Origin of the sequence: Denitromonas halophila, assembly GCF_007625155.1 — a bacterium.
GTDB lineage: Bacteria > Pseudomonadota > Gammaproteobacteria > Burkholderiales > Rhodocyclaceae > Nitrogeniibacter > Nitrogeniibacter halophilus.
Map to the genome: position 1 here is coordinate 565228 of NZ_VMNK01000003.1, position 12078 is coordinate 577305.

Sequence of the window (12078 nt, forward strand, 5' to 3'; positions counted from 1 at the left end):
GGGCCGACGATGATACGGACGCTTCTTCTCGCCCTGCTGTGTCTGGGCCTGGCCGGCCCGGCCCGCGCCGGGCTCAACGTCTTCGCCACGCTCCCCGAATGGGGCGCGCTGGCACGCGTCATCGGCGGCGACGCGGTGAGGGTGTTCGTTGCCACCCATGCGCGGCAGGACCCGCACCACATCGAGGCCAGGCCTTCGCTGATCGCCCGCGCGCGGCAGGCCGACCTGGTGGTGGCCAACGGCGCGGAGCTGGAGATCGGTTGGCTGCCGGCGGTGCTCTCTGCCGCTGGTAATCGCGCCATCCAGCCCGGCCTGCCGGGCTACTTCGAGGCCGCCACGCAGGTGGCGCTGCTCGAGGTGCCGGTGCGGGTGGACCGCGCCGACGGCGATGTGCACCCGGCCGGCAATCCGCATATCGGCCTCGACCCGCGCCTGTTGCTGACGGTCGGCGCGGCGCTGCAGGCGCGCATGGCGGCGCTGGATCCGGCGCAGGCGGCGGTCTATGACGCCAATTGGTCGGCCTTCCGCACGCGCTGGCAGGCAGCCATCGACCGCTGGCAGGCACGCGCCGCGCCGCTGCGTGGCCAGGCCATCGTGGTGCACCACACCGCCTATCCCTACTTCACCCACTGGCTGGGGCTGACCCGGGCCGGCACGCTTGAGCCCAAGCCCGGCGTGGCGCCGGGTTCGGCGCATCTGGCGGCGCTGCGCGATGCGCTGGCCGGCCAGCGGGTGCTGGCCATCGTGCGCCCGCCTTATGCGCCGGAGGGGCCGGGGCAGTGGCTGGCGCAGCAGAGCAACATCCCGCTGCTGCGCCTGCCGATCAGCGTCGAGCAGTCGGCGGACGAGACCGGGTTGAACGCCTGGTTCGACGGCATGATCGACCATCTGCTGGCGCTCAGGCGGTGAGGCCGTCGGGCAGCGTACTGCTGCGGGCGCAGGGGCTGGGCGTCGGCTACGAGCGGCCGCTGCTGCAGGGCCTGGACCTGCAGCTGGTGGCCGGCCGGGTAACCACGCTGCTCGGGCCCAACGGTGCCGGCAAGAGCACCGTGCTGCGCGCGCTCGGCGAGCCGCAGCTGCGCCTGGCCGGGCAGCTGTGGCAGGCGCCCGGCCTGGCCCTCGGCCATCTGGCGCAGGCGGCCGAGGGCCAGGCCGAGCTGCCGCTGTGCGGTCGCGAGTTGCTGGCGCTCACCGGGGCGTCCGCCGACGGCCTGCCGCCCTGGCTGGCCGACTGTCTGGACGCCCGGCTCGACCGCCTCTCGGGCGGCCAGCTGCAATACCTGCGCTTCTGGTCGATCGCCGCCGCGCCCTTCGATGTGCTGTGTCTCGACGAGCCCGGCAACAATCTCGACGCGCGTGGGCTGGCGGCGCTGCGCGCCTGGCTGCACACGCCGCCGGCCGGACAGGCGGTGGTGCTGGTGACGCATGACGACAGCCTGGTCGATGCCGCGCGCCAGACCGTGATCCGGATTGCCTCATGAATATCGATCTGATCTTCGACCCGCTGTTCCGCCTTCCCTTCCTCACCGGCCTGCTGCTGGCCGTCTGGCTGCCGGTGTTGGGCCTCTACCTGCGCCTGCGCGGCGAATGGCTGGCGGTGCTCGGCATGGCGCAGCTGGCCTCGGCCGGCGCGCTCGGCGGGGCGGTGCTGGGGCTGCCGGCGGTGGCCGGCGGGGCCAGCGCCGGGCTGCTCGCGGCACTGGCCAAGTGGGGCTTGAAGCGGCCGAGCGACAGCGCCTATGCGGCGATGCTGCTGCTCGGCTGGTCGGCCGCGGTGGCGGTGATGAGCAACCACCCGCTGGCCGAGCAGGCTGCCGGGGCGGTGTTCGACGGGCAACTGTATTTCACCGGCGGGGGGCATCTGGCCGCGTCGGCGGCGGTACTGGGCATCGGCGTGCTAGTGCTGGTGCGCGCTCATCGTGCGATGTTGCGCGCGCGCGTCCATCCGGCGCTGGGGCCACCGGATGCGGCCACCCGCCTGGCCTTCGACCTGGTGGCCGGCGCCAGCGTGGGGGTGGCGATTCTCTCGCTGGGGGTGATGGCCAGCTTCGCGCTGGCCTTTGTGCCGGCCTGGCGGGTGTTTGGCACGGCGCCGTCGTGGCGCTCGGCGCTGTGGCGGGCGATTGTGATTGGGCTGGTGGCTTATGTGTTGGGCTTTGTGGTGGCGCTGCTGTTCGATCAGCCCTTCGGGCCCGCCGGGGTGGTCGCCGTGTTGTTGGTTGCCCGGCTGGCGCCGCCGTGGCGGCAGCGTGCGGACCGCCGGGCCGGGGCACTGTCAGCGGGCGGCGAGATCGGAAAACTCGACTGAGTTCAGTGCCTTACGCAGCCATCCGGTAGGGGATGGGCCGTGCCACCGACAGCGCCGCCGGTGGCTGGGGTGCGGCGGCGGCGCAGAGAGCGCGAACTTTTCCGCCAATTGGGTATTCTCTTGAGGTTCACCCCGCCCGCCGAGACCTCCATGCCCGACCCCAAGCCCACCGACAGCATCCGCATTGTCGGTGCCACCCAGAACAATCTGAAAAATCTCGACCTGGAGATCCCGCTCGGGCAGCTGGTGGTGTTCACCGGGCCGTCGGGGTCGGGCAAGTCTTCACTGGTCTTTGACACGCTCTACGCCGAGGGCCAGCGCCGCTATGTCGAGACCTTCTCGCCCTATGCGCGGCAGTTTCTCGACCGCATGGACAAGCCGCATGTGACGCGCATCGAGGGCGTGCCGCCGGCGATCGCCATCGACCAGACCAACCCGGTGCGCACCTCGCGCTCGACGGTTGGCACCATGACCGAGCTGACCGATCACTTCAAGCTGCTCTTCGCCCGCACCGCGCATCTGCATTGCCGCGGCTGTGGCGCGGCGGTGCAGCGCGACACCCCGCAGAGTATCGCCGCCGCGCTTACCGAGCGCACGGCGGCGGCCGGCGATCCGCGCCTGCTGGTGACCTTTCCGGTCGAGGTGCCGGCCAATTTCACCGAGGACGAGATCCGCGGCTACCTCGAGCAGCAGGGCTACACCCGCATCCATGGCCGCGAGGGCGACAAGCTTTGGGTGGTGCAGGACCGCTTCCGTTTCGGCAACACCGAGCCGGCGCGTGTGGGTGAGGCCATCGAGGCCGCGCTGCGCACCGGCCAGGGGCGGCTGGCGGTGCGCGCGGTGGATGGCGAGGGCAACGAGAGCGCGGTGTGGCGCTTCTCGGACGACTTCCACTGCGCCGACTGCGACATCCACTACGGCGAGCCGCTGCCCAGCCTGTTCTCCTTCAACTCGCCGCTCGGTGCCTGCGAAACCTGCCGCGGCTTCGGTCGCGTGATCGGCATCGACCACGGCCTGGTGGTGCCCGACGAGAGCAAGACGCTGGCGCAGGGCGCGGTCAAGCCGTGGCAGACGGCGAGCTATTCCGAATGTCAGGACGACATGGAGAAGATGGCCGCCAAGGCCGGCGTTCCGCTCGGCGTGCCTTGGCGCGATCTGACCGACGAACAGCGCCACTGGGTGCTCGAAGGCGAGCCGCAGTGGAAGAACTGGAACCGCTCCTGGCCGGGCGTGTGGTACGGCGTGCGGCGCTTCTTCGACTGGCTGGAGAGCAAGGCCTACAAGATGCACATCCGCGTGCTGCTGTCGAAATACCGCAGTTACACGGAATGCCCGGCCTGCCAGGGATCTCGCCTGAAGCCGGAGAGTTTGCTGTGGCGTGTCGGCGATGCCGCGGCCGCCGACGCGGTGATGCCCGCCGCCGCGCGCTTCCTGCCACCGGGGCTGAATGGTGGGCGCGAACGCCTCGCGACCCTGCCGGGTCTGACCTTGCACGACCTGATGCAGCTGCCCATCGACCGCCTCGCCGGCTTCGTCGATCGCATTGAAGCGACTGGCACCACGGCCGAGGACGAAGCCACGCGCATGGTCTGCGAGGAGATCCGCGCGCGGCTGCGCTATCTCACCGAGGTCGGTCTCGGTTATCTCACGCTCGACCGCCAGAGCCGCACGCTGTCGGGCGGCGAGGTGCAGCGCATCAATCTCACCACGGCGCTGGGCACCTCGCTGGTGAATACCTTGTTCGTGCTCGACGAACCGTCCATCGGCCTGCATCCGCGCGACATGGACCGCATCGTGCAGGTCATGCGTCGGCTGCGCGACGCGGGCAATTCGCTGGTGGTGGTCGAGCACGACCCGGCGGTGATGCTGGCCGCCGACCACATCTTCGACATCGGCCCCGGCCCTGGCGAGCGCGGCGGGCAGATCGTGTTTTCCGGTACGCCGGCCGCGCTGCGCGCTGAGGGCACCACGCTGACCGCCGACTACCTGTCCGGCCGCAAGCATGTCGACCCGGGCACGGCGCAGCGCCCGGTCGATGCCGACACCCCGCGCCTCATCATTCGCGAGGCGCGTGACCACAACCTGCAAGGCATCGACGTCGCGCTGCCGCTGAACCGCATGCTGGTGATCACCGGCGTGTCCGGCTCGGGCAAGTCGACGCTGGTGCAGGACGTGCTCTACCCTTCTCTGCTCAAGCACTTCGGCCAGCCCACCGAGACCCCCGGCGCGCATGCCGGCATCGACGGCATCGAACACATCACGGACGTGGTGATGGTCGACCAGTCGCCCATCGGCAAGAGTTCGCGCTCCAATCCGGTGAGCTATGTTGGCGCCTGGGACGCCATCCGCACCCGCTTCGCCACCTTGCCCGCGGCCAAGCAGCGCGGCTATACGCCGGGCACCTTCAGCTTCAACGCCGGCCAGGGGCGCTGCCCGACCTGCACCGGCTCGGGCTTCGAACATGTGGAGATGCAGTTCCTGTCCGACGTGTATCTGCGCTGCCCGGACTGCGACGGCAAGCGTTACCGCCCCGAGGTGCTGGGTCTGGAGATCGACGGGCGCAACGTGGCCGACGTGCTGGAGATGACCGTCTCCGAGGCGCTGGCCTTCTTCGACGGCGACAAGGCGGTGGCCACCGCGCTGCAGCCGATCATCGATGTCGGCCTCGACTATGTACGCCTCGGCCAGCCGGTGCCCACCCTGTCCGGCGGCGAAGCGCAGCGCCTCAAGCTGGCCGGGCATCTGGCGCAGTTTGCCGCCAAGGCGGGCAAGCGCAAGAAGACCACGGAGCCTGAAACCGCCGGTGGCACGCTGTTTTTGTTCGACGAGCCCACCACCGGCCTGCATTTCGACGACACTGCCCGCCTGCTTGGTGCTTTCCGCAAGCTGGTTGCCGCCGGCCATTCGCTGCTGGTGATCGAACACAATCTGGACGTGATCCGCGCCGCCGACTGGCTGGTCGATCTCGGCCCCGAGGGCGGCGAAGGCGGGGGATTGCTGGTGGCCGAAGGCACGCCGGCAGAGGTGGCGAAACACCCGACCTCGCACACCGGCCGCGCGCTGGCCGAGTACGAAGCGGCGCTGTCGGCCCCGCCCGCACGCCTCGTCGCCGAGCCGGTAGTGGCCTACCGGGCGCGCGGCGACGGGGCGATCAGCATCCACCATGCGCGCGAGCACAACCTCAAGAACGTGGACGTGAAGATCCCGCGCAGCGGCTTCACGGTCATCACCGGCGTGTCCGGCTCGGGCAAGTCCACGCTGGCCTTCGACATCCTGTTCGGCGAGGGCCAGCGGCGTTATCTCGAATCGCTCAACGCCTATGCACGCCAGTTTGTACAGCCGGCAGCGCGGCCGGACGTCGACGCCATCTACGGCATCCCGCCGACGGTCGCCATCGAGCAGCGCACCAGCCGCGGCGGGCGCAAGAGCACGGTGGCGACGCTCACCGAGCTGTACCACTTCCTGCGCCTGCTCTACGTGAAGCTGGGCACCCAGTACTGCCCGGACTGCCAGGTGCCGGTGGCGCCGCAGAGCTTCGAGGCCATCGTCGCGCGCATCAGCGCCGAGCATCGCGGCGAGTCGGTCGAGCTGCTGGCGCCGCTGGTGAATAACCGCAAGGGCTTGTACACCGATCTGGCCAAATGGGCGCGCGGCAAGGGCTACGAGCAGCTGCGGGTCGATGGCGAGTATCTGCCGACGCGCAAGTGGCCGCGCCTCGACCGCTACAAGGAACATACGCTGGAACTGCCGGTCGGCATGGTCAAGGTCGGCCCCGAGCATGAAGCGCTGTTGCGCGAGCAGGTGCGCGAGGCGCTGGAGGTGGGCAAGGGCGTGCTGCGGGTCTTGCGCCTGGGCACGCTGGGCGCGACGCCGGAAACCTTCTCGATCCACCGCGCCTGCTCGTGTTGCGGCAAGAGCTTTCCGGAACTGGACCCGCGCCTGTTCTCCTTCAACAGCAAGCACGGCTGGTGCGGCGCGTGTTTTGGCACCGGGCTGGTGGTGGGCAAGGTCAAGGCGGAGGACGTGCACGAACTCGACTTCGCCAGCTTCGACGAAGAGCCGAGCACGCCTTGCCCGAGTTGCGAGGGCACGCGGCTGAACCCGATCGCGCGCAATGTGCGCTACCGCGAGCAACCGATCTCGGCGTTGACCGCGGGCTCGGTGGATGCGGTGGAAGCGTTTTTCAGCGATCTGTCGCTGGCCGGCCGCGAGGCTGAGATCGCACGCGACATCGTCAGCGAACTGGGCAGCCGCTTGAGCTTTTTGCAGCAGGTCGGGCTGGGCTATCTGGCGCTCGACCGCGCCGCGCCGACGCTCTCTGGTGGCGAGGCCCAGCGCATCCGCCTGGCGGCGCAGCTCGGCTCCAGCCTCACCGGGGTGTGCTACATCCTCGACGAGCCGACCATCGGCCTGCATCCGCGCGACAACCAGGTGCTGCTCGACACCCTGGCCCGGCTAGAGGCCAAGGGCAACACGCTGGTGGTGGTCGAGCATGACGAAGACACCATCCGTCGCGCCGATCATGTGATCGATCTCGGGCCGGGCGCCGGCCGCCGGGGTGGGCATATCGTGGCCGAGGGCAACGCTGCGGCGCTGATGGCGTCGCCCGACTCGGTCACCGGTCGCCATCTGCGCACACCGCTGCAACACCCGTTGGCACCGCCACGCCCGGTCAAGAAAGACACCGACAGCCTGTGGCTGCGTGGGGCCAGCCTGCACAACCTGAAAGCCGTGGATGTGCGCGTGCCGCTGGCGCGCTTGAGTGTGGTGACTGGCGTCTCTGGCTCAGGCAAGTCCACGCTGGCGCGCGACGTATTGCTCGACAGCCTCAAGCAGCTGGTGGCCGGCGGTGCGCCGATCGGCTGCGCGAGCATCGAGGGCTGGGAGCAGATCGGCCGCGTACTGGAGGTGGACCAGACCCCCATCGGCAAGACGCCGCGCTCCTGCCCGGCGACCTATGTCGGCTTCTGGGACCTGATCCGCAAGTGCTTCGCCGATACCAACGAGGCGCGCATGCGCGGCTGGACGGCGGCGCGTTTCTCCTTCAATACCGGCGCCGGCCGCTGCCCGAGCTGCGAGGGCCAGGGCCAGCAGCGCATCGAGATGAGCTTTTTGCCGGACGTGAAAGTGCCCTGCGAGACCTGCGGCGGCAAGCGTTTCAACCGCGAAACCCTGTCGGTGCGCTGGCGTGAGAAGAACATCGGCGAGGTGCTGGCGATGGACGTGGATACGGCGGTGGATTTCTTCGCCGCCCATCCGCGCATCCACCACACCTTGTCGCTGCTGCAGGACGTCGGCCTCGGCTACCTCACGCTCGGCCAGGCCAGCCCGACGCTGTCGGGCGGCGAGGCGCAGCGCATCAAGCTGGTGACCGAGCTGGCCAAGGCGCGCACACCGACCCGGCCGGGACGCGGCGGCAGCGGGGCGAACACGCTGTACGTACTGGACGAGCCAACCGTGGGTCTGCACATGGCCGATGTGGAAAAGCTGATCCATGTGCTGCACCGCCTCGTCGAGGCCGGCAACACGGTGGTGGTGATCGAACACGATCTGGACGTGATGGCCGAGGCCGACTGGCTGGTCGATCTGGGGCCGGAAGGCGGTGATGGCGGCGGCACCGTGGTCGGCTGCGGTGCGGTCGATGCGGTGTTGAAGGCGGGCGCGGGGCACACCGCGCGGCTGCTGGGCGAGTTTCTGGAGGCGCGCCGAACGCGGGCCGAGGCGGTGACATGAGCGGGATGAGCGGATGCGAAAACCGATCTATCTGACCGCCGGGGCGCTGTCGCTTGTCCTCGGCTTTGCCGGCATTTTCCTGCCACTGCTGCCGACCACGCCTTTCGTGCTGTTGGCGGCCTTCTGCTTTGCGCGCGGTAATCCGGCCTGGGAAGCGCGTCTGCTGGCCCATCCGCGCTTTGGGCCGTCGATCCGTGCCTGGCGAGAGCGCGGCGCGATTCCCGCGCAGGGTAAGCGCCTGGCGGTGCTGATGATGCTGGTCAGCGCGTTGGGGGGCTGGTTTTTGTTGCCGCCCGGCTGGCACATGGTGCCGGCGGGGTTTTGCGCCGTGGTGGGTGCCTGGGTGCTGACCCGGCCGTCGGCCTGAGCGCGCTCAGAAGCGCATGTCGAGGCCAAGATAGACTTGGCGTGACACACGGTTGACGGGCTGAGTACTGTTCAGTTGCTGCGCCGGGTTGGCCACTTCCTGGTGGCGCGGGCCGAGATTGAGCGCCGCCAAAGTCAGTCGGGCGGATTGCCCCGCCAGCCGGATCGGCCGGGAAAGGGCGATATCCAGTGAAGTGTAAGCGCGCACCACATAGGGCTTGCCGGCGATGTAGCTGTCGCCACTGGCTACCGGACCGACCCGGTTGAGATGCACCATGCTGCTCCAGCGTTGTGGCCAGCGCTGCATCCACATCAGGCTTGCCGTGTAGGGTGCAATTCCCGCTTCAACCTGAGCGTCGCCGGCGTCGCGTTGCAAGACACTCCAGGCCAGGCGGATATCGCCGTTTCGCCACGGATGCGCTTCCCACTGCAACTCAATCCCCCGGACGTAGAGATCGTTGCCGAAGTTCTCTTCGCGCGTGGTGGGGATTTGCGCCGCAAGCAAGGGTGTGGGCGGTGGCGGCGTGACCTGCTGACGGATCACCAGATCGCGGAGACGCTCCTGGAAGATGCGGATTTCGGCGGTGCTGCGCGCCCAGAGCAACTGCCGGATGTAGCCGAGTTCAAAGGTGTCGGCACGCGTCTGGCGAAGATCCGGATTGGGGAGGAACGGCCGTGCCAGCAGCGCGCCGCTGACCGGGTGGTAGATGCGCGTATCGCTGTGGCGCTCGAACGGGCTGGTGCTTCGCCAGGCCCGCGCCACGCCGATTCGCAGTGTGTCGGCCGGCGTCAGGCGATGGTTGGCATACAGGCGCGGGCTGAAACGCCAGCCGTCATCGTTGCTGCGTTCCAGGGCGAGGCCCAGATTGAGCTGAGTTGCATTGGTGGCTTGCCATTCGATATTGCTGAACAAGCGATAGATCGGGACACGGACCGACGTGTTGCTGGCGAAGCTGAAGGGTGAGCGCGTTTGTGTTTGGGTGGCCTCGGCCCCCCAGACGCCGCGAACGTGCTCTGACCAGCGATCGCGCTGCTGGAATTCGATGCTGCTGCGCAGATCCCGGCGGTCGCGTGAAAGGGGAACGTCCGGGATGCTGGGGATGCCACCGATCCAGCGGTCGCGGTAGTCGAGCTGATGATGATAGGCACTTAGCGACCATTCGCTATCGATGTTGTCGACATGTTGCCAGCGCAGGTGGAGTAGGTGGGCGGTGTCTTCGCCGTCGCGCAGGGCATTGTTGCCGAAGGGCGAGTCCGGGTAGCCGCGACCGGTGGTTTCGTGTGTGCTGCCGAGTCGGAAGCTGAAGTTGTTTTCCGGGTTGATCTGCGCGTCGCCGCGCAGGCTGACGCGCTGGGTGCGGCGGTGATCATGCAGGCCGCGAAACCCCTCGTCCGTGAGTTCGCCGGCGGTGATGCGCAAGGCCAGGGGGGCGGTGCCGCCGGACCAGCCCATTTCGACATCGCGTATCGATGGGTCGCCGATGGCGATCTGCACATGGCTGCCGGGGTCTTCCGCCGCCGGACGGGTGATCAGGTTGACCGCGCCTTGCAGCGCACTGGCGCCGTAGCTGTTGCCACTGGCACCGCGCACCACCTCGATACGTTCGATTTCGCTGAGAAAGACGGGCAGGCCGCTCCAGGCAGAGGTGCCAAAGCTCACCGGCACGTAGGTGGGTGCACCGTCGATCAGCACCTGAAGCTCACCCGGGATGGATTGTCCGAGGCCGTGATAGCTGACCCAACTGGCGTTGCCTCGCTCCTGCCCCACCAGCATGCCTGGCACCAGCCGCAGCAGGCGTGCCAGATCGCGATAGCCACTGCGTTCGATGACGCTGCGGTCGATGACGGTCATGGCGCCGGGGGCGTCTTGCAGCGGTTGGGGCAGTCGGGAGGCGGTCAGAACGACCGGCAGGTGTTCGAAGTACGCGTTTTCGCGCTCGTCCAGAATCGGCGACGCCGATGCGAGCGCAGGCAGGCTCAGCAACAGGGAGACCGCTGACCTACGCCGGACGCGCTCTCCGACGGCAGCTGTCATCGCATTCATCATCATCTACGCGGCGATCGGACAAACCCGCAGACTATACCGCAAGGGCGCAAAAAGTTTGTGTGAAATGACCGCAGTGCCGTCCGATAGCGGTTTGGCATACCCCAACAGTGCGCCGCCGACGGGCGGCGCACTGTTGGGGTCAAGCGATTACTTCAGTCGAACGCCGAGGTAGAGCCGACCCTCGCCGCGCTGTACCAGCAGTGCGAAACGGTCGCCGGCCTGTTCCAGCAGCTTGCGAAAGCCCGCCACGTCCTTGACGGGCGTGTTGTTGAGCGCCAGCACCACGTCACCCTTCTGGATACCGGCGCGTGCGGCGGGGCCATCGACGTCTTCGACCACCAGACCGCCGGGCACCTTGAGCTGTTCGGCTTCGGCTGCGCTCAGGGGGCGGGCCGAGAGGCCCAGTTTGCCGCCGGCATTTTGCTGACCACCGCCACGCGCCTGGAGGCGCTCATTGTCCTGGCCGCCCAGCGTGGCTTCAATGCTGCGCGCCTTGCGGTCGCGCCAGATCTCCAGCCGAATCGTGGTGCCCGGGGGCATCTCGCCGATGATGCGCGGCAGATCGGCCGAATCGGCGACGCGGTCGCCATTGACGCCGAGGATCACGTCGCCGGGTTGCAGCTTGGCCTTGGCGGCGGCCGAGCCAGGCTCGACGCTGGAGACCAGCGCGCCCTTCGGATCGTCCAGCCCGAAGGAGTCGGCCAGTTCCTTGTCCAGCCCCTGAATGATGACACCGAGGCGGCCGCGACGCACCACGCCGAAGGTCTGCAGCTGTTCCTTGACCTTCATCGCCACGTCGATCGGGATAGCGAAGGAGATGCCCATGAAGCCGCCGGAGCGCGAGTAGATCTGCGAGTTGATGCCGACCACTTCACCGTCCAGGTTGAACAGCGGCCCGCCCGAGTTGCCGGGGTTGATCGCCACGTCGGTCTGGATGAAAGGCACATAGGTTTCATCCGGCAGGCGGCGCGCCTTGGCCGAGATGATGCCGGCGGTGACGGTGTTGTCGAAGCCGAAGGGCGAGCCGACCGCCACCACCCATTCGCCGACGCGGGTCGCTTCGGGGTCGCCGATGCGCACGGTGGGCAGGTCTTTGGCGTCGATCTTGAGCAGGGCCACATCGGTGCGCTTGTCCACGCCTTCGACCTTGGCCTTGAATTCGCGCTTGTCGGTCAGGCGTACGGTCACCTCGGTGGCATCGTCGACCACATGCGCGTTGGTCAGCACATAGCCGTCGGCGCTGACGATGAAGCCCGAGCCCACGCCGCGGGCGATCTGCCGTCCGCCCTGGCCCGGGACGCCCGGAATGTTGGGGCCGCCCGGCATGCCGGGGACCGGGACGCCGAAGCGGCGCAGGAAATCGTAGAAGGGGTCTTCGGGATTGCCCATCGGACTGGCGACTTGTTGTACCACGCTGATGTTGACCACGGCCGGGCCCACGCGGGATACCAGCTCGGCAAAGTCCGGCAGGGTCTGGCGGGTGGCGGGCATCGCGGCGACCGGGGTCGTGACGGTGGCGTGGGCCTCGGTGAGGCCGGGCGAGAGATTCAGCCAGGCGACCAGGGCCAGTCCGGTGGCGCCGGCCAGCGCGGTGAGGCGGGGGGTGAGTCGGTTCATGCGTCCT

At 68.5% G+C, this 12078-nt stretch carries 7 protein-coding genes; 5 read left to right on the top strand and 2 right to left on the bottom strand.

Translation table 11 applies throughout. The features are described 5' to 3' along the window. The first annotated feature begins 9 nt into the window (after nucleotides 1–9). The 5 genes from FHP91_RS04815 to FHP91_RS04835 all read left to right on the top strand — a co-directional run bounded on the left by FHP91_RS04815 (nucleotide 10) and on the right by FHP91_RS04835 (nucleotide 8408). Nucleotides 10–909 carry a metal ABC transporter substrate-binding protein gene (locus tag FHP91_RS04815; protein ID WP_144308492.1) on the top strand — a complete coding sequence of 300 codons (900 nt, stop codon included), beginning with the start codon at nucleotides 10–12 and terminating at the stop codon, nucleotides 907–909. Next, on the top strand, nucleotides 906–1481 hold the full coding sequence (locus tag FHP91_RS04820; protein WP_246116218.1) for an ATP-binding cassette domain-containing protein: 576 nt from the start codon (nucleotides 906–908) through the stop codon (nucleotides 1479–1481). The genes FHP91_RS04815 and FHP91_RS04820 overlap by 4 nt, the downstream gene beginning before the upstream one ends. Then, nucleotides 1478–2308 carry a metal ABC transporter permease gene (locus FHP91_RS04825; protein ID WP_144308493.1) on the top strand — a complete coding sequence of 277 codons (831 nt, stop codon included), beginning with the start codon at nucleotides 1478–1480 and terminating at the stop codon, nucleotides 2306–2308. Before FHP91_RS04820 ends, FHP91_RS04825 begins: the two co-directional genes overlap by 4 nt. 150 nt (nucleotides 2309–2458) lie before the next feature. Next, entirely contained in the window at nucleotides 2459–8041 is a 5583-nt protein-coding gene (uvrA, locus tag FHP91_RS04830; RefSeq protein WP_144308494.1) for an excinuclease ABC subunit UvrA, read from the top strand. Between the two features lie 13 nt (nucleotides 8042–8054). Next, a complete protein-coding gene (locus tag FHP91_RS04835) occupies nucleotides 8055–8408 on the top strand; it encodes a YbaN family protein (RefSeq protein ID WP_144308495.1) in 354 nt (117 codons plus the stop codon). Nucleotides 8409–8414: 6 nt separating this feature from the next. Here the strand turns inward: FHP91_RS04835 and FHP91_RS04840 are convergent, their stop codons facing one another. Then, entirely contained in the window at nucleotides 8415–10391 is a 1977-nt protein-coding gene (locus FHP91_RS04840; protein WP_186301443.1) for a TonB-dependent receptor plug domain-containing protein, read from the bottom strand. 210 nt (nucleotides 10392–10601) lie between these two features. Continuing rightward, a complete protein-coding gene (locus FHP91_RS04845) occupies nucleotides 10602–12071 on the bottom strand; it encodes a DegQ family serine endoprotease (RefSeq protein ID WP_144308497.1) in 1470 nt (489 codons plus the stop codon). Nucleotides 12072–12078 lie beyond the last annotated feature (7 nt).

What these genes read in the sequence shown, in the direction of transcription:
- FHP91_RS04825 (WP_144308493.1), top strand. Translation starts at nt 1,478, where the DNA reads ATGAATATCGATCTGATCTTCGACCCGCTGTTCCGCCTTCCCTTCCTC.
- FHP91_RS04815 (WP_144308492.1), top strand. Translation starts at nt 10, where the DNA reads ATGATACGGACGCTTCTTCTCGCCCTGCTGTGTCTGGGCCTGGCCGGC.
- FHP91_RS04845 (WP_144308497.1), bottom strand. Translation starts at nt 12,071, where the DNA reads ATGAACCGACTCACCCCCCGCCTCACCGCGCTGGCCGGCGCCACCGGA.
- uvrA (WP_144308494.1), top strand. Translation starts at nt 2,459, where the DNA reads ATGCCCGACCCCAAGCCCACCGACAGCATCCGCATTGTCGGTGCCACC.
- FHP91_RS04835 (WP_144308495.1), top strand. Translation starts at nt 8,055, where the DNA reads ATGCGAAAACCGATCTATCTGACCGCCGGGGCGCTGTCGCTTGTCCTC.